This window comes from Mesorhizobium sp. M5C.F.Ca.ET.164.01.1.1 (genome assembly GCF_004792125.1).
GTDB classification, from domain to species: Bacteria; Pseudomonadota; Alphaproteobacteria; order Rhizobiales; family Rhizobiaceae; genus Mesorhizobium; species Mesorhizobium wenxiniae.
The window spans coordinates 1-17,730 of record NZ_SRTG01000014.1; the positions used below are offsets into that span (position 1 = coordinate 1).

A 17,730-nucleotide genomic window follows, 5' to 3' on the forward strand; every position below is an offset into this window, starting at 1 on the left:
TCTTGAGGAAGGTCACGTCTCAAAACAGGCTGGTGGCCTTCGCCTCTGTGGCTTGTGCAGTCTGTTGCCTCTCCCTTGCCCTGACATCGTCGGTTCCTGTGGCGGCCATTTCGCTGGCGCTCGGCGGAGCGGGTTGGCTTATCACCTGGACGGGCATTGACGTGTCGGTGCAGTTGGCAAGCCCAAGGTGGGTTGTAGGCCGCACGCTCTCCATTTACTACGCCTTGAGCGCAGGCGGTATGGCTGCTGGCGGCTGGATCTGGGGTTCTGTCGCGCAAAACTATTCCTTGACCTCAGCATTGGAGGGCGCCGCGGGCGCTCTGTTGCTGGTTGCAGCTGCGGGAATACTGTTGCCGGTCCGTCCGTGGGAAGAAACGGATCAGGAAAGTTCGGATTTTCATCCCCGGGACGTGGCACTCGATCTGAAGCCCAGAAGTGGCCCTATCGTGGCCAAGGTCGAGTATTCAATATCGGAGGAGAATATCGAGCTTTCTGGGCTACATGCGCGCCAGGCGGCACGTTCAGAGCCGTGCAGGTGCACGAAACTGGACGCTCCAGCGAAATCTTCAAACGCCGTCACTTTGGACGGAGACATTCCGCACCCCAACCTGGATGGATTTTCTTCGTCTAAATCATCGGCTCACGGCAGCGGATAAGGAAGTCGGCCAGCATCTCCTGGCACTGCATGAAGGAGAGCTGCCTCCGCAGACAGTGCTTTCGATTGAACGAACGACTGAGGCAGCTCGTACCCGTCCCTCAACAATGTTTTCTCGTCCTCCGAGGTGACGCCATGACGAAGAGAGCACATGGTTCACAATGTGCCCAAGCTGCGACGAAAAGGTCGTGCCCAGAACCAGGCCTTAACCCACTAAGAACCAAAACGCCGTAGACGGCCAGGGGCGGCCCCGCTGCCGTTGTTCTGAAGGCCGGCCAGCTTTCCACCCTGGCGGGTGGTAATTCCATCGGGTTCCCTTTGGCCTTCGCTCAGCGATTCGCAAGAAAAGCATCGAATGCGGCAGCAACAGCACGAACCACAAAGCGATGTTCCTGCCGCACGCGGATGAAACCATCTTCGATGTCCACAATCCCATCCTTGGCCAGCATCGCCAAGCGTTCAGCGGAATCGACAAAACGGAGCGGATCAAATTGGTGGGCGGCACAGATGGCCGGCACGTCGGCCTCCAAATCGCACATCAGCCGCTCGATGATTGCGGCTCGCACGCGATCTTCGTCGGTGAGACGATAGCCCTTTGACGTCGCCGGACGGCCCGCCGCGATGTGCCGGGTATAACGATCCCGTGTGACCTCGTTCTGGACGTAACCCCCGCCGATGCGGCCGATAGCAGAAGCGCCGAAACCGATCAGAGTTTTGCACGTATCGGCCGAATAACCCAGCGAGTTGCGGCGCAGGCGACCGGCTTTCTGCGCCAGGGCAAGTTCGTCGTCCGGCAATGCGAAATGGTCGAGCCCGATCTCTCGGTAACCGGCGGCTATCAGCGTCTCGGCCACGGCCGCAGCCTGTTCGGCACGGGCATCGCTATCCGGTAGAGCTGCCTCCTCGATCAGGCACTGATTCTTTATCACGGAAGGAATGTGCGCGTAGCCGAACACCGCGACCCGGTTGGGGCGCATGGCGACCGCCGCCATCGCGGTCTGGACGCAGGACTGCACAGTCTGTTTAGGGAGACCGAAGATGAGGTCGAAATTGATACGGCTGATTCCATGCCCGCGGAGATTTTCGACGGCGGCCGCAGTCTGCGCCTCACTCTGGACCCGGTTGATCGCTTTTTGAACTTTGGGGTCAAAGCTCTGCACGCCAAGGCTTGCCCGGTTCACGCCCGCTACTCCTAAGGTTTCGGCCATCTCGGCCGTGAACGCGCGTGGGTCGATCTCGACTGCGACGGCGGTCGCTTTGCTGAACGCGAAGCGGCGGCGCAGGAGTACCATCAAGTCCAAGAACTCCGCTGGCCCGATGAGGGTCGGTGTTCCGCCGCCGAAATGGACGTCGCTCACGGGCAGCGCCTGCGGCGCTTGCTCAGAGACCAAACGAATCTCCTCACGCAGCACCGTCAGACAGTTAAGAACCGGCCCATCCCGGCGGGTGATTGTGGTAGGGAAGCCGCAATACCAGCACATCGATCGGCAGAACGGAATGTGGACATAGAGCGACACCGAATCGCCGGCAGGCAGGCCCCTCAGCCATTCCTCATAATCCTCCGCACCGACTGTCGTGGAGAAGTCCGGCACAGTCGTATAGATGGTGTACCAAGGCAGTCGGGCCTCGCGATATTTTGTCAGGATCGAGGTCTGCAAGAGCTATCGTTCCATGCCGCGGACCAACATCCTTGTCGCTGCCCTCTCCTTCTGTCCTTGAGCTATGTCAGTCCGTCCGGCTTTTCGCCGCGAACTTGTATGGGTTAATGTCATTCCTGACACGGCGATTTACCACCGCTTCCCCTTCAGTCTGCCCCTTTCTCGACGAGACGCCGTAGCGCGGTATCGCCATATGCTGCGAGATGACCGGGACCACTTTGCCTTGCTCTCCGACTGGTAGCGCGCCTCGGGTAGCGATTCCCAGCATCTGGCGAGCTCTTTTTTTCGATTGCCCGCCAAGACCATTTGGCTCTCGCGCGCTGTCTATCAGGGAAGTGGTCGACGTAATCAGCAGGTCCGCCGCGGTCCTAAGAGCCTGCTGACCGGTCGCTGAAAGCAGCTGAGCCGCGAGGCGCATGATCGACGCCAGATCGCGCTCGGCGCAGAGCCAGGTGAGTCGCACAAGGCGAGAATTCGCATGTGCCGCCGCAAAACGGAACGCGCCACGCTCGGCACCGCGCAACGGGGCTCCCGCCTGACCTACCAACCGGCGGGGGGCATGATGTTTCGACCCAGAGGCTTCACGGCGAACAAATGCTGTCGGAATCCAACAAAAGTGTCACAGATCGAACAGACGAACCGTGCCCTACGTCTGCTTTCGCGCGCAGCCTGCCCCCCAAATCAAAAAGAAGGGAGCGCGACGAAGTTGCGCCGGCCATCCAAGTGTCAGCACGGAGTTACGTCTTCAGGATGGCACGTCGCTTGCTGCTCTGCATTGAAGACCGACGGATGCACATCTTTTTTTGCTCGCGGGATGGCCAACGGCTCGCCCTTTGACGCTCTCCGCATTTAATCTTTGATTGGAGATCCAGAATGAATGTAAGGAGCCTTTTTCTCGGCTCAGCTGCGGCCCTGATCTCCGTTTCGGTCGCTTGCGCAGCTGACGAAGTCTCCGCGCCGGACCCGACCGAATACGTCAAGATCTGCGACGCCTACGGTTCGGGATACTTTTATATCCCCGACACCGAGACCTGCCTGCGCATCGGCGGCTACATCCGTTACGACATCGGCCTCGGCGATGTCCGATCGTATGACGGGGCAAGAACCTCCGATCTGAGAACTGGCGAGGCTCAGGGGACGTGGCGAAAGAACGGGCGTTTCACGTTCAAAACTTGGACCGGCCAAGAGACCGAGCTCGGCGCGTTGAGGACCTATACCGAAACTCGCATCAACTTCGGCAACCGCAACGCTTATTCGGGTCCGGAGAGTTCTCAGAAGAACAATGCCTTCAACAGCGGCGTCACGTTGGGTTCCGCCTGGATGCAGCTTGGTGGCCTCCGAATTGGTAAGGACGGGCCGGCGTTCGATACGTTTATAGGCTACGCTGGTAACGTCCTCGATAACATACTCGTTCCGTACGGCGACTTCGATGCCAACGTGGCTCAGTACTACTTCGATGCCAGTAATGGCTTTTCGGCAGTGGTTTCCCTCGAACAAGGATCGGGTGCAGTCGGTACTATCGACAGCCATGTTCCACACGTCGTCGTCGGCGTGAAACAGACGCAGGGGTGGGGCGCGATCACCGGCGTGATCGCTCGTGACAGCAACTACGAAGCGTTGGCCGGCAAGGTCCGCGTTGACGTCCAAGTCACAGATGACCTGTCGCTATTCGGAATGTTCGGCTACGGCTCCATTGGCAATCTCAACGATGACCCAACCAACGCAGTCGCCGGTCATGGTCGCGGCTTCTACAAAACTTGGGGCGGCAACTGGGCTTTCTGGGCCGGCGCCACTTACGAGTTCGACGAGAAAACCTCGTTCAACCTTCAGGTATCGGGTGATCAGCTCAGGAACTCTGGTGTGGCTGCAAACATCGCCTATATGGTCGTTCCAGGTTTCACAGTCACAGCCGAAGTCGACTATTACCATTACGGCAACTTCGGCCTCGGCACGGCCGACCCTGCCGGGGTGAATTGGACTGGCGCCGGCAAAAAGAACAGCCTGGCTGGCATACTCCGTTTCCAGAGCTCATTTTGACCGAACGAAATCTGCGTCTTGGTGGTTGACGGAAACCTGCAAGTCCTAGTGCAAGCACCACGGCAGCAATCCAACACAAAGCAGCGTGTGAGTGACCACGTTCCGTCGAGCGAGGTCGATCTCGTCCGAGATTGACAAGTTTGCCTTCGTGCGCCGGCGTTGCAAGCCGACCTGGGCGATCGTCGCAAAGCCGGGATATCAGAACACCTCAATAATCACTGTCCGACATTGGCTGTTGCCCGTCCACTCTATCGACTAAGCCAAATTTGGGGCCTCAATCTCCTCGTTGCGTTCGACGCTCTGAAAGTGAACGCGCGCACACGGCCGCGGCACGAAGCATAAACTGGGTGAGGTGGTTGTGAGTGCGGCCATCGCGCGGCTACGCACCTACCCGCGCAATCGCCGCAGGGGTACTCCCTTATTGATGAATCGAGCTCCGCTCCAGTGAGTCAGTCGGGCAGGAGGTCGGAGAGGCGATCTCGGACAACAGTCGCAGGTGTCGCAATCGGCCGCCCTTTGGTGCGAATGTCTCGTCCAACGGCAGCTCCGGGGATGTGCGGAATGTATCCATGATTTGGATGATCCAGATCCAAACAATCTATTGTTCAATTTATCAGCCTTCGCGAAAGCTGACCGCGGTACCACAGCGTTGCAGGCGCAGATACGCACGCAGGTGGCGCCTCCAACAGCGTCTTAGTTGCGACCCGGGCATTCTGGGTGCGTTCAACGCGGGGGCCGTGCACCCCTGCGCCCGCGATTGTCCAGCGTTCATAATTGGAGAAAGAATTTGCGACCAAGTAAGAGACTGGCCGGACTGGCATTCTTGATTATAGCGACTGTACCGCTCTCCTCGAACGCTTCGGGCGAGAGCATTTTGGGAGCCCTATCGAAGGCATATGAGAACGATTCTTCTCTGTCGGCCCGCGCCAATGTTCGCGTCACCGACGAGAGCGTGGCAATCGCAAAATCAGGGTGGCGCCCGACGATCGAGGGTTTCGCGACCATCGATCAGTCCAGCAGCCATGTAAACGGGAAGAATAAAAACAAGCGCATGACGACCGGCGAATATGGCGTGCAGATCAAGCAGACGCTGTTCGACGGTTTTCAGACGAGGAACAATGTCGCGGCCGCCGAATCGCAGGTAAGAGCTTCGGTAGAAAGCCTGGGCGACACTGAAGAGAACATCCTGTTCAAAGCAGCCCAGGCCTATATGGATGTCGTTCGCGACCGGCAGGTATCGGTGCCGACGCATCAAAACGCGCGGTTCCTGACCGAGCAGGCGCGAGCTGCGCGTTACGCTTCAAGATCGGCGAAGTCACGCGTACTGTCGCTCAGGCCGACGCTTTGCGCGCCTCTGCCGTGGAGCAATTGGCCGCCGCCCGTGAGCAGGTCCTGGTAAGCGCGGCGACTTATCGTCAGTTAGTCGGCCACGAGCCGGGGAGGCTCAGGGCCGCTTCGCCGCTGTCGAAGCTTTTGCCGGCGAGTCTCGATGCGGCACTCGTGACTGCATCACGCGAGCACCCCACCATTCTCGCCTCGGAGCATCTGATCGACGCGGCAGCGTTTTCGGTGAAATCGGCCGAACGTGCGCTGCTGCCGCAACTATCCGCTTCCGCCGGCGTCTCGAGCGCCTATAGCAACACCTCGCCTATTGCCAGCCAACAGGACGGTACGACCAATTCAGCTAGCATCGGCGCGAAATTGACCATACCGATCTATTCGGGTGGCCGCGCTTCGGCGCTTGTACGACAGAATAAAGAGTCGCTCAGTCAGGTGATTGCCGCTGCGCAGCTTGCCTTGAATGGCGTCGTCGAGGAGCGCGATGTCGGCCAGCGCACCACGCTCGACGTTCTCAATGCCCAGGCGCAGTCATCACCGGGATGATCAATCAAGCCAAAGCCAAACATGACGTCGTGGTGGCGAGTTATGGCATCCTACAGGCAATCGGTCACCTGTCGGCCGAGCGTCTCAACCTGCAGGTGATAAAATACAGGCCGGAACAACACTACAACGATGTCAAAGACAAGTGGATCGGCCTACGCACGCCGGATGGGCGATAAGCTGTCGAGCGGATGTACCCACATGCACTCAGAGTCACTCCACCGATCCGAGCACAGGGGCGTCGTCAGCAGCGCCGCGCATGGGCGTGAATGCATCCATATCGTCGATGCTATTTATCGAAGCATTCGATTTCTCTAGTTGTGCGATGTTGAATATGAAGGCGTAACTTGGCGCGGTGGGCAACATCGGAGTAGTTGCATGGGAGGCCCGGGTGCCGAGACCATCTTCTGAAGAGAGGTCGTATGGTTTGGATTGCCAGGGCAAACGGTGGTCGTGGAGGCAACGATCACGTATTCGCCGCAGATAGCTGGGCCATCTAGCGGGCGACAATGGCCGCGACAAACCGCATATTGGTGATGGCGGTCCCGGCGACGATGTCCTGTATCCGGTGACGTGAAGCCCTGAGCGACGCGCTGGTCGCATACCGAGCTGTTCGGCGCAATTGCGACGATGTTGCCACATCGTAGTTGCGACTGCAGGTCCCACCATAACAACCTCAATCAAAAGCTCGGTTCAAATCCAGGAGCGAAGCAATATGCATCGTCGTAATCTGATCAAAGGGTTTGTTGCACTCGGCGGGTGTGCCATTAGCGCTGAAGCCGCGCGGGCGGCCAGTACCCATTGGGGATATGCCGGCCCGGCAGGACCCGAACACTGGGGCGATCTGGATGAAAGGAATTTCGTCTGCTCGGCGGGCACGCAGCAATCGCCGATCGATGTCAAGGGCGCCATCAAGGCGGATATTCCCCAAATCGCCATAGGTTGGCACAAGGGCGGCGGCAGGATGGTGAACAACGGCCACACCATTCAAGTCAACCTGCCGCAAGGCAGCACGCTCACCCGCGGGGATCGTGTCTACGACCTGCTACAGTTCCATTTCCATGCGCCGAGCGAACACCACGTCGCGGGCAGGAGTTTTCCGATGGAAGCGCATTTCGTCCATAAAGACGCCGACAGCGATACTGTGGGTGTGCTGGGCGTGTTTCTGACGCCGGGCGCGACAAATGCCAGCTTTGCCAGCCTTGCCGCAGCATTTCCCGCAACCTCAGGCGAGGAGACAGCGGTCGACGAGGTCGACCCCAACGAGTTTTTGCCGGCTTCGCTTGCCTACTGGACATATGAAGGATCATTGACGACGCCGCCATGCACCGAAAACGTCGAGTGGATGGTTGCAATGGAACCGGTTGACGTCGACCCAGCAGACATGGAGCGATTTACCTCACTCTATCCGTTGAACGCGCGGCCTATCCGTTCACCCAATCGGCGCTTCATCCTAGGCCTGGGCTGAGGTCCCGCCACCGTCACGGGGCAAGGCCCGGCTGACGCCCTATATCGACGTCATCGCTCCGCGTCGCAGAGGCCCTTTGGGAGCTCAGCCTCACCTTGGTGCGGACCAAGACCAAGTTGGTCGGTCGCGCTGCGATGCGTGGGCAAGCGCGGCAGGAAACGATCTAATTTCTAGGCCTGACGCCGCACTGCACGCGTAACCCGAAGATTTTGATCGGCGCGTCGATATCGTTGGTATAGTCGAGCCGGTCGACCCCGATCGCAAGCTTCGCGCCATTGAGTTTCTTCTGCAGGATGAGATATAGGCGTCCTGTTTCCCAAGCGACTCCGAAGCACATTGTGCGACCTGCCTGGGATCGATACCGGTCGGAACTTTTGGCAAACACCAAGTTTTCTGGGAGGCATGGAAGTTGTCCAGGTGCCACCTGGGGGGTGATGCATCAGGCGACCTCCCTCCCTGCAACCTCTCTCTGCCGTCGTCTCACGCGGACCGACCTCGATTGCAGGACACCCGAGACGATCTCTTCCATCCACGGGCACTTTGCTTTGCTATCACCTCGGTAACGATGCGGCGGTATCAGTACGCCCGAAATGGAGTTCGTCGCCGTCCGCGAGAACCTCGGCCTTGAAGATTGAACGGCAAGCTGCAGCACGACGGAGCCGTTCGGCGCGGTGCTTCCTTATTCGCCGCACCCGAATTGGTGCGCGACGAGGCCGCGCGCGGACGAGCATCATTCCCCAGCATCTATCATCCTGAGAGCGAGCGGGTGATCCTCGGCTGTAATTTCCTGGTCAAGATCAACGCTTATCGGGAGCTCGGTCGTCACCTCTGATGACGGAAGGGGAAAAATGCTCTGGACGGCCACTGGAGCGCCAGCGCTGTGTTGGACCTGTCGACCGCGGCAACATCCACAAGGTTCTGGATTGGCGTGCGAAATGCGCCGGTGCCGATTGGTACCATCCAGCTTTACCAGGGCTCGAGTCGAACCTGACCAGCTTGAGCATCAGCGTGAGCGGCTCGCCCCATTGCGAGCTGGCGTCGCACCTGATTTCTTTCAGAAGAGATGCAGGGTGGTTCGATCCGGCACTGACCCTTGAGCGGGGGGCTGGTTTGAGCCGGTGCCGGACCGAACCGTCTCAGGGCAACGCCGGCTATCTCGTGGAAGATTGGGACAACGCCGCGGCTAAACGGTGGCGATAATGTGTCACGGATTCACCAATTCCAACAAGCACTTCGCCAAATGTGACTAGACGTTTCGGAAACGGCGTAGTGCAGCTGGCTTTGGCCAGAGCTCTTCAGTTCGGCCACGAAAACGCGAACATTGGCTGTGGGACTGACCGATCACTGCGGTCGGGTGGAAGATAGGGAACACTCGCAATTGATTCCGCAGATCGACGGGCGACACACACCATTGTGACCAGCAGGTGCGGCTCGACTCGCGCGACATCGACCAGATCCTCAGGAAGGACTCACACTGGCAGCCACTGAGTGGCGCGATCATCTTGCCGGTTGCCTTAGCCTACCTGAGCGACGCGGATGAACGCCACACTTGGCTGTTCAGGCAGACGCCGTGGCACCATCGCCCCCTGTCGCGTCGGACCCAGGTCCTCACAGGCATGCTGCGTTCTGGGCGGCGGCCGCAACGAGATGCTCCTCGAAGGTCGACCAAAAGCTGAATGCTGAAACGATCACGACAATGGGGTCAATAGTGGGCCTGTATTGTATCCTCATCGGACCAGCCGCCCATCTTAGCCGATGGCCTGCTTGCAACAGATCCTTCAAAGAAAATCGTAGACTCTTAGCACTCCAAACCGCTGGGAATGGTTATGTTTCATCTGACGCAAGTGGGTCGAGACCGTGGCGCCGTGTACCGAGCCAAAACTGCAGCGGGTTTAATGCAATGCCGGCAAGAGCACCCATGTTGGCCGGGAAACGAGTTGCCTGCCGGTCGAGCGTATTGCTCCTGTCGGACAAGAAAATTTCCTCTGAAGGTCTGGAGGACGCGAAGTGGACGGAATCAATAGGACGACCGCCCAACCGATCATAAAACTGGTCAGGAGCCTAAGGGCGGCGGCTCATCTTGATCGGCTTCGGATCCTGGGACTTTGCGCGCATGCGGACCTAACCGTCTGCGAGCTGGCAGAAGTTCTGGCTCTGCCCCGCGAGCACGTTATCGGACATGTCCGACAGCTCGCCAGAGCCGGCTTTCTTCTCGGCAACGAACAGCGCCCCTGGCCTTCGTACCACCTCGAAGCAGGAGGCTCTGACGGCGGCTTGGTTCAATTGTTGGTTGATCTCCTGCCCCACGGCGATGGCCATCACAGACAAGACCTTCTGCGCCTGGAGGCGATACAGGGCGCGCGGTCCAAGGTGACCGCCTGCTTGTCCTGAAATTTAGTCCGCATGGAGCGCGAAGCTGATATGAACAATTCGACTGGCGGCGCCATCGCGGAGCCTGACACTTGCGGGTGGCCTCACCTGGCCGCCGTAGATTCTCGCGTTCACGAGCTGCTTTTAAGACAGGAGCGCCAGGAGCGGACGACCCTCAAACTTATCGCCTCCGAGAACTTCGCGTCCTCGGCGGTATTGGAAGCGACCGGGTCTATTTTCACCAACAAGTATGCCGAGGGATATCCCGGCGCGCGCTACTACGCCGGAAACGAGATCGTCGATGAGCTTGAGACCCTCGCGATCGAGCGCCTGAAAGCGCTATTTGGCAGTGAGCACGCCAACGTGCAGCCTTATTCCGGCTCGCCGGCCAATCAGGCTGTCTGTCGAGCGCTGTTGTGTCCGGGAGACAAGATGATGGGCTTGACCCTCCCCGGCGGCGGGCATCTGACTCACGGTTGGGTCGTCAACTTCTCGGGCACTGACTATCAGCGAGTTCCGTACGGGCTGCACGAAAAGACGCAGCAGATTGACCATGACCGCTTGCGCGAGACGGCCAAGCGGGAACGACCGAAGCTCATTTGGGTCGGCGGAACTGCTTATCCGCGTATCTTTGACTATGAGGCAATGGCCGAGATTGCTTCGGAGGTGAACTCCTATCTGGTGGCTGACATCGCCCACATCAGCGGCCTGGTTGTCGCAGGAGTGCATCCGAATCCTGTTGGCCATTGCGATGTGGTCACCAGCACCTCTCACAAATCGATCCGCGGCCCCCGCGGTGGCTTCATATTGTCAAGGAATGAAGACCGCTATCAGGCGCTCTATCATTCCAAGAGCAAACACAATCTGGCCAAACGAATAGACCGTGCCGTGTTCCCTCTCCTCCAGGGCGGACCGCACATGAATACGATTGCCGCGCTAGCTGTCGCTCTGCACGAAGCAGGGACCCCGTCCTTCCGTGTGTACGGTCAGCAGATCGTCGACAATGCGAAGGCTCTGGCCCAGGCGCTTCTGGAGCGAGGTTACGAACTCGTCACCGGGGGCACTGACAATCACATGCTGATCCTTGATCTTCGGGACCGGCCGCTGTCCGGGAAAGCCTATGCCGAGCGCTTGTCGCAAGCAGGTATCATTACGAATTTCAATATGGTGCCGGGCGACCGGCGCCATCCCGCGCTCACCAGCGGCATTCGGTTAGGGACGCCAGCAGTGACGTCTGTGGGCATGCGCGAGGCGGAAATGCTGCAGATCGCCGCCTTCATCGACCTGGTTTGCGGCCAGCCCGATGATTCGGACGTGCATGCCCGCGTGCGCAGAGACGTTGCCGACTTCTGTGCTGCGTTCGACGTACCTGGCATCTCCGACAGGTAAGACGGACAGATCAACTGTCACATCTAATCCAACGTTTGAAACGAGGACATTCCATGACCAGACAATTCGTGTTCTCTTTCGAATCCGTCGGCGCGGGACATCCCGACAAGATGGCCGACAATATCTCAGATGGCGTCCTCGATGCGATCCTTCGTAAGGATCCTAAGGCTCGCGTCGCCTGTGAAGTGTTGGTGAAGACGGGGATGGTCGTTGTGGCTGGCGAGATCACCAGTCACGCGCAGATCGACTACAGCCAGGTTGCCCGCGATATCATTTTGGACATTGGATATGATAACGATGCGATCGGCTTTGACGGCCGGCGTTGCGCCGTGATCCTGGCCTTATCCGAGCAGTCGCCCGACATCAGCCAGGGCGTCGACGAGGGACGAGGGCAGGATCTCGAGCAGGGAGCGGGGGATCAGGGCCTCATGTTCGGGTACGCGTGCAATGAGACCGGAACATTGATGCCGTTGCCAATCCAACTCGCTCACGAATTGACAAAAAAACAGGCAGAGGTGCGCCAAACCGGACGCCTTGGCTGGCTTCGCCCGGACGTTAAATCTCAAGTGTCCGTTCGTTATGAGGGTTTGCGCCCGGTAGCGCTTGATACCATAGTCCTGTCGACGCAGCATGACGAGGAGGTCTCACAAGCCACAGTCCGCGAAGGCGTCATTGAGGAGATCATAAGGCCGGTCTTGCCCTACGACTTGGATACGACGGGGATAAGGTTCCTGGTCAATCCGACAGGCCGGTTCGTGCTCGGTGGGCCTGCCGGCGACTGCGGCCTCACTGGACGGAAGATCATCGTCGATTCCTACGGCGGGACGGGGCGTCACGGCGGGGGTGCCTTTTCGGGCAAGGACCCGTCCAAGGTTGATCGGTCGGCCGCCTATGCGGCGCGGTACGTCGCAAAAAATGTCGTTGCCAGCGGACTTGCGGAGGTCTGCGAGGTTCAGCTTGCTTATGCGATCGGTGTGGCCGCGCCGGTCTCTATCCTCGTCAATACATTCGGAACCGCAAAGATCGACGAAAAAAGGATCGAGCGCGCAGTTCTTGAGCTTTTCGATCTCCGACCAAAAGGCATCATCAAAATGCTTGATCTCTTACGCCCGATATACCGCAAGACCGCGACATACGGACACTTCGGCCGCGAAGAGCCGGAGTTCACCTGGGAAAGGACGGACAGAGCTAACGACCTGCTGCGTGAGGCAGGACCGGCAGCTGCTTGATGCGCCGATGTTGGGTCAAGCGCATACGGCAGCCCATTCCACGCTTGCCAAAAAAACCCGGCCGCGGCCGGCATAGCAGAAAGCCGGTGACTCGTTGGCGGAGATATTGATGCCGGATTATGACGTGCTTTGCATCGGCAATGCCATTGTCGACATCATCGCCCAGTGCGAGGAGGAATTCCTCGAAACCAACGGCATCATCAAGGGCGCGATGAACCTGATCGACACAAGGCGCGCCGAGCTGCTCTACAGCCGCATGGGCCCGGCCATCGAAACCTCCGGCGGCAGCGCCGGCAACACGGCGGCGGGCGTCGCCAGCTTCGGCGGTCGCGCCGCCTTCTTCGGCAAGGTCTCGAACGACACGCTTGGCGAAATCTACGCGCATGACATGCATGCCCAGGGCGTCGCCTTCGACACCAGGCCGCTCAACGGCGAACCGCCGACGGCGCGCTCGATGATCTTCGTCACGCCGGACGGCGAGCGCTCGATGAACACCTATCTCGGCGCTTGCGTCGAACTCGGCCCGGAGGATGTCGAGGCCGACAAGGCGTCGGGCGCCGCGGTCACCTATTTCGAGGGCTATCTGTGGGACCCGCCGCGCGCCAAGGAAGCGTTCCGGCAGACGGCGAAGCTCGCCCATGCAGCCGGGCGCGAAGTGTCGATGACATTGTCGGATTCGTTCTGCGTCGACCGTTATCGCGACGAGTTTCAGGACCTGATGCGCTCAGGCACCGTCGACATCGTCTTTGCCAACAGCCATGAGATCAAGGCGCTCTACCAGACCGCCTCCTTCGACGAGGCGCTGGGCCAGATCCGCAAGGACTGCAAGATCGCCGCGGTTACCCGCTCGGAAATGGGCTCGGTCATCGTGCGCGGCGACGAGACCGTCACCGTCGAGGCGACCAAAATCCGGGAGCTGGTCGACACCACCGGCGCCGGAGACCTCTATGCCGCCGGCTTCCTCTACGGTTACACGCAAGGGCGCAGCCTGAAGCATTGCGGCGATCTCGGCTCGCTGGCGGCCGGGCTCGTCATCCAGCAGATCGGGCCAAGGCCGAGGCAGAATTTGCGCCGCGAGGCTGAGCAGGCGGGGCTGGTCCATCTAAATATTTCCAACGGCTGGTTGGGGAGCGCAGGTAAATTGAAATGTCGCACGCGCATGCCCCTTTAGTGGCGGCTTTCGGCCCGTGATCGCGCCGTTCAGGCGATCGACCTTTTAGGCGCTTTCAGCTAACCAGAGTTCAATTTCGGCGAGATCAAGCGTGTCCATTTAGGCGCATGACGGTACGGTGCAACCCGGATTGCTCGGATACTGTGCTGATAGCGGCGGATTCGCTTTTCATCGGAAGCTCCGGGCCCTTCGTTCAGGTCGCTATGGCGGTTCTGAGCTCGTCGCCTAACCAAGCGCGGTGTTGCCTTGCTCCTGATTTCCCGACATTGCTCGATGAGCATCAAATGCCTCGGCGTCATCGAGCAGCACTCCATCGCCACCATCTTTCCGATAGTCCTCAGCGATTCGAATGCAGAGCCGTTAGATGTGGTGCGGTGCGCCTGATACTGCCGCACGCATCACTTCGTGCAGCCCATCCGGGTACGATAGCAGAATATCTTTGATGCGGCGCTGGCGATCTTACTTTCAGTCTTGGTGATAGTGGCGTTCCCCAGGGAATAGGTGACGTTGAACATCACCAGCCTGCCATGACCGAACCCGGTCGAGCCAGAGCAGAACATCGCAACGTGACGCTGACCGACACGCGCGTTTCGGCGATCGGCTCTTCCACGGATTGGATGGCGCCATCCTATCACACGGCCGCACCTCCGGCGAGGCCGAGCCGCTCATTCTCCTGGCCGGAATCCTTGGCGCAGCCGGCTCTACCAGCAGCTCGGGCGGTTGGCCGTTCTGACGAAGTGGCGCAGATCGCTACGCGGTGGATGCGCGGTAGCGATGGCCTTGTTCAAACAAATCGCTGGCATGCGGCACATCGATTCGGGCTCGGAAGCGGACGGTTGCAAGCGCGACTAACGCCCTCACCGCTACTTTCTGGGCCGTTTATGGTTTCCACGGCGAGCCAGCTCTAGTCCCGTCATCTCGAAATCTGTCGGATTCCGGGTAGCGACACGGCCGCCGTTTATACGTGCAATTGCGGCGATCATGCCATCGGGCGCCGACAATCCCCGCCCCTGGCGCAGGGTAGCGCACATGATTTCACCATAGGCCAAGGCTGCCTCTTGAGTTTACCCTAAAAATTCAGTCAGCAAATCGACGTCGCCCAGCTAGAAAATCCCTGCTCCAGGGATCGCGAACAGGGACACGCGGAGATGAAGATGACGGTGAGATACCAGGCGACCATCATTGTCCCTCTCCGAGGCAGGTAGTAGCAGCGTCAGGCTCACGGCTATTGCGATGGGGCCGAAGAGAAGACCGACCCGAACAACGCACCCGAGTGTGCATTTGCGAATTTTGGACGTTTGCTTTGGCCGCATTTCAGACCGCTTCCTGTCAGGCGACGTGCGCTTCAGGGGCACGCTTTAGCCCAGTGATCATGGCTCAAACGATGTTCGATGTGATTGAAGCTCCCCGGACCCCGCCAATGGCAAGCGCGACCTGAGACGGCATCGGATGGCAGGCGGTTCATGCGCCTGCTCGACATTGGGTGCCCGTCCAGGAGAACCGGGCAGTATTTTTTTGGTTAGGTGATCATGGCTTCTCGTTGTCCGTGCGCGGTTTCATGACCACGCATGCACCGTGCCAAATCAGGAAACCGTTTGGGGGCAGTGATTAAGCGGACTCAGCTGTGTTGCGTGTCCGACATTGTCGGACATCTGACATCACCGAACGCGAAGCCGGCTTTCGGCTCGGGATGAGATCGGCTCGTGCGGAAGACGATTGAGCCGCGGCAGAAGCTAGGATGCGCTGATTGCCCGGATCATTGGATTGGATGCAATCGGCGTTGGAGCCACTGAGAAGAACGTTGCCACTTGTGGAGATAATTTGCCTCTCGCCCCGGTCGGCGACCTAGCTCTCTCGCCACCGAAGGCGAGCTGGTCGTCCCAATAGGCCTCAAACTCGACCTTGTATTCGAAAGGCGGCAACTGGCGGTCACGGCACCATTCGCCGATGAAACCAGCCCGCGCTTTGGCTGCTCGTCAGCGATCGTCAATTCCCTCTGCGGGCCCTGGCCGTCGCTGTGGCTCTCAAGTGGTTGATGCGGGTCGCAGCGTAAAGGGCTCCTAACGCATCTCAATGGCTCGCCTCCGTGAGCGGCTTGCGTCGGCAACCAAGCGGGCGCGGGCAATCTCGACGCATTCGCTAAATGATGACGGGCGAAGGTTCGCGCAGGGCGACGACCACGCGGCAGCGGTCTGACTGGTGCTGTGCAGCTTATGAGCTTGGAGCGAGCTGCGCTCCCTGTCGGCGCGGACCCGGCACTGGATGTAGGACCACGTAGTCGGGCAGGCCTGGCTTGCTTTCGGCGGATGCGCAGGCCTGCTGATCAAGGGTGGGCCCGCGGGCCTCGTTCGGTGGTTGCGTTGCGAGCAAGAACCAATCCGCTCGGCATGTGTTCGGGACGGCTCCATGCCGGCCAGCGATCGCCGCGCACTGGTTCAGGCGAAGCGTCGTTCAACACTCGGGCTCGTCTGGGCCGCACAGTGATCGGCGGATTCAGGCGCTGCCGCGCATGAACACCTGACACGAGAGAAAGCCTCAGCTCGCAGAAGCTGCTGTCGAGCAGTGGAAGAAAAGCCGCTTGCACATTTCCCGGTCCGACTCACTCCAGAAACTTAACTGTTGCCCAAGAGCTGGCGACGGAAGCCGTCTTTAATTGGGATCAGGCTAGGCACTTGTGTTCTCATGCAGCGCGATCGCCTCTTCCAACGATAGACTTCCGTGCCAACTCCGCCGTTCATTTACCCAAGATTTGCGATTGAGGTCGAGGTGTTGTCGCCGTTTCGGCGGGTAAGATGGGGTAGGTTATCTTAGGAACCTCTCCGGTCAGCGAGCCAAGGAATGCAACGAGCAGGTCGATTTGTTCGTCCGTCAGTTCTTCGCCGAGCTGGGTGGCCGCCATGATGGTGACGGCCCGCCTCAGATCCCAAACCTTGCCAGAATGGAAATATGGCGCGGTGAGTGCCACGTTGCGCAGCGGCGCAACGCGGAAAACATAGGAATCCTCGGCTGCATCGGTGACGGCAAGTCGGCCTTTGTCGTTCTCCGGCAGAACGTCGACGCTAGGCTTCTCAACAAGGCCGAATGGGTAGTAGCCTTCCCCGCCAAGGTTGGTACCGGCATGGCAAGATGAGCAGCCCTTGTCCATGAAAAGCTTCAGGCCCTGTTTCTGTTCAGAACTCATGGCGGCGGCGTCGCCATTGAGGAAAGCGTCGAAGGGGGCGGGCGTGACCAGTGTGGTCTCAAAGGCTTCGATCGCCTTGGCTAAGTTGTCGAAGGTGACGCGATCGACCTCACCAGGGAAAGCTGCATTGAACCAATCGACATATTGCGGCATCGACTTGAGCGTTTCGACGACTTGGTCCGGTGTGTTGGCCATTTCGTCACCGGCTTGTATCGGTCCTTTGGCCTGAGCCCTCAGGTCTTTGGCGCGACCATCCCAGAACTGCGCTTTGTTGAAGACAGAGTTAAACACGGTCGGCGCGTTACGCCGCCCCTTCTGCCAAGCATGGCCGATTGAAGTTTCATGATTGTCGTCGCCGCCGGTCGCCAAGTTGTGGCACGAGTTGCACGAGAAGACGCCTGACGACGACAGTCGTGTATCAAAGAACAGCGCCTTGCCGAGGGCGATCTTCTCCGGTGTGATCGGGTTGGCGACCGTCGGTGTGTATGGCAAGGGCTTGAAGGTGGCCAGTGCTGCTTCTTTGAGGTCGGGGATCAGTTGCGCAGCAAACGCGGTGGCTGCCGGCAACGCAACCGCCATCGCAATGAACAGAACTTTCATAAATGGTTTCCTTGCGGTGTGCACGGAAACCATTCTCCACATTAGGTTGGCGGACGCCTTGCGCTAGATCAGCGGATCGAGAGGATAGGGC

At 59.3% G+C, this 17,730-nt stretch carries 10 protein-coding genes and 4 pseudogenes; 8 read left to right on the top strand and 6 right to left on the bottom strand.

What is annotated here, in order from left to right; genetic code table 11:
- Positions 1 to 786 (top strand): annotated as a pseudogene (locus tag EN807_RS30830) (MFS transporter); the annotation flags it as partial.
- A 198-nt stretch (positions 787 to 984) separates the two neighbouring features.
- Here the strand turns inward: EN807_RS30830 and hemN are convergent.
- Both hemN and EN807_RS30840 read right to left on the bottom strand, forming a co-directional pair.
- The gene (hemN, locus tag EN807_RS30835) at positions 985 to 2,313 is read right to left on the bottom strand and encodes an oxygen-independent coproporphyrinogen III oxidase (RefSeq protein WP_135937797.1); all 1,329 of its coding nucleotides are present in this window, start codon (positions 2,311 to 2,313) and stop codon (positions 985 to 987) included.
- A 67-nt stretch (positions 2,314 to 2,380) separates the two neighbouring features.
- Entirely contained in the window at positions 2,381 to 2,836 is a 456-nt protein-coding gene (locus EN807_RS30840) for a hypothetical protein (RefSeq protein ID WP_135937798.1), read from the bottom strand.
- 350 nt (positions 2,837 to 3,186) lie between these two features.
- On the opposite strand from EN807_RS30840, the gene EN807_RS30845 reads away from it, so the two are divergent.
- The 3 genes and pseudogenes from EN807_RS30845 (at position 3,187) to EN807_RS30855 (ending at position 7,699) form a co-directional block, all read left to right on the top strand.
- On the top strand, positions 3,187 to 4,350 hold the full coding sequence (locus EN807_RS30845; protein ID WP_135937799.1) for a porin: 1,164 nt from the start codon (positions 3,187 to 3,189) through the stop codon (positions 4,348 to 4,350).
- Between the two features lie 814 nt (positions 4,351 to 5,164).
- Positions 5,165 to 6,410, top strand: a pseudogene (locus EN807_RS30850) (TolC family protein).
- A 536-nt stretch (positions 6,411 to 6,946) separates the two neighbouring features.
- Entirely contained in the window at positions 6,947 to 7,699 is a 753-nt protein-coding gene (locus EN807_RS30855; protein WP_127208179.1) for a carbonic anhydrase, read from the top strand.
- 163 nt (positions 7,700 to 7,862) lie between these two features.
- On the opposite strand, the gene EN807_RS35835 is transcribed toward EN807_RS30855, so the two are convergent.
- On the bottom strand, positions 7,863 to 8,036 hold the full coding sequence (locus EN807_RS35835; protein ID WP_189522629.1) for a hypothetical protein: 174 nt from the start codon (positions 8,034 to 8,036) through the stop codon (positions 7,863 to 7,865).
- A 294-nt stretch (positions 8,037 to 8,330) separates the two neighbouring features.
- Between EN807_RS35835 and EN807_RS30860 the strand changes: the two genes are divergently transcribed.
- Positions 8,331 to 8,531: a hypothetical protein gene (locus EN807_RS30860; protein ID WP_127208171.1), complete on the top strand. Its 201-nt coding sequence runs from the start codon at positions 8,331 to 8,333 to the stop codon at positions 8,529 to 8,531.
- Positions 8,532 to 9,820: 1,289 nt separating this feature from the next.
- On the opposite strand, the gene EN807_RS35840 is transcribed toward EN807_RS30860, so the two are convergent.
- Positions 9,821 to 10,018 carry a hypothetical protein gene (locus tag EN807_RS35840; protein WP_164759452.1) on the bottom strand — a complete coding sequence of 66 codons (198 nt, stop codon included), beginning with the start codon at positions 10,016 to 10,018 and terminating at the stop codon, positions 9,821 to 9,823.
- A gap of 102 nt (positions 10,019 to 10,120) precedes the next feature.
- Between EN807_RS35840 and glyA the strand changes: the two genes are divergently transcribed.
- The 3 genes and pseudogenes from glyA to EN807_RS30880 all read left to right on the top strand — a co-directional run.
- Positions 10,121 to 11,458 carry a serine hydroxymethyltransferase gene (glyA, locus tag EN807_RS30870; protein ID WP_128177519.1) on the top strand — a complete coding sequence of 446 codons (1,338 nt, stop codon included), beginning with the start codon at positions 10,121 to 10,123 and terminating at the stop codon, positions 11,456 to 11,458.
- Between the two features lie 53 nt (positions 11,459 to 11,511).
- Positions 11,512 to 12,687: a methionine adenosyltransferase gene (gene metK, locus EN807_RS30875; RefSeq protein WP_135937800.1), complete on the top strand. Its 1,176-nt coding sequence runs from the start codon at positions 11,512 to 11,514 to the stop codon at positions 12,685 to 12,687.
- A 109-nt stretch (positions 12,688 to 12,796) separates the two neighbouring features.
- Positions 12,797 to 13,786 (top strand): annotated as a pseudogene (locus EN807_RS30880) (adenosine kinase); the annotation flags it as partial.
- A gap of 935 nt (positions 13,787 to 14,721) precedes the next feature.
- On the opposite strand, the pseudogene EN807_RS37010 reads toward EN807_RS30880, so the two are convergent.
- Both EN807_RS37010 and EN807_RS30890 read right to left on the bottom strand, forming a co-directional pair.
- Positions 14,722 to 14,956 (bottom strand): annotated as a pseudogene (locus EN807_RS37010) (hypothetical protein); the annotation flags it as partial.
- 1,636 nt (positions 14,957 to 16,592) lie between these two features.
- On the bottom strand, positions 16,593 to 17,639 hold the full coding sequence (locus EN807_RS30890) for a cytochrome-c peroxidase (RefSeq protein ID WP_189522630.1): 1,047 nt from the start codon (positions 17,637 to 17,639) through the stop codon (positions 16,593 to 16,595).
- Positions 17,640 to 17,730 lie beyond the last annotated feature (91 nt).

What these genes read in the sequence shown, in the direction of transcription:
- EN807_RS30845 (WP_135937799.1), top strand. Translation starts at nt 3,187, where the DNA reads ATGAATGTAAGGAGCCTTTTTCTCGGCTCAGCTGCGGCCCTGATCTCC.
- EN807_RS30855 (WP_127208179.1), top strand. Translation starts at nt 6,947, where the DNA reads ATGCATCGTCGTAATCTGATCAAAGGGTTTGTTGCACTCGGCGGGTGT.
- EN807_RS35835 (WP_189522629.1), bottom strand. Translation starts at nt 8,036, where the DNA reads ATGTGCTTCGGAGTCGCTTGGGAAACAGGACGCCTATATCTCATCCTG.
- EN807_RS35840 (WP_164759452.1), bottom strand. Translation starts at nt 10,018, where the DNA reads ATGGCCATCGCCGTGGGGCAGGAGATCAACCAACAATTGAACCAAGCC.
- glyA (WP_128177519.1), top strand. Translation starts at nt 10,121, where the DNA reads ATGAACAATTCGACTGGCGGCGCCATCGCGGAGCCTGACACTTGCGGG.
- metK (WP_135937800.1), top strand. Translation starts at nt 11,512, where the DNA reads ATGACCAGACAATTCGTGTTCTCTTTCGAATCCGTCGGCGCGGGACAT.
- EN807_RS30890 (WP_189522630.1), bottom strand. Translation starts at nt 17,639, where the DNA reads ATGAAAGTTCTGTTCATTGCGATGGCGGTTGCGTTGCCGGCAGCCACC.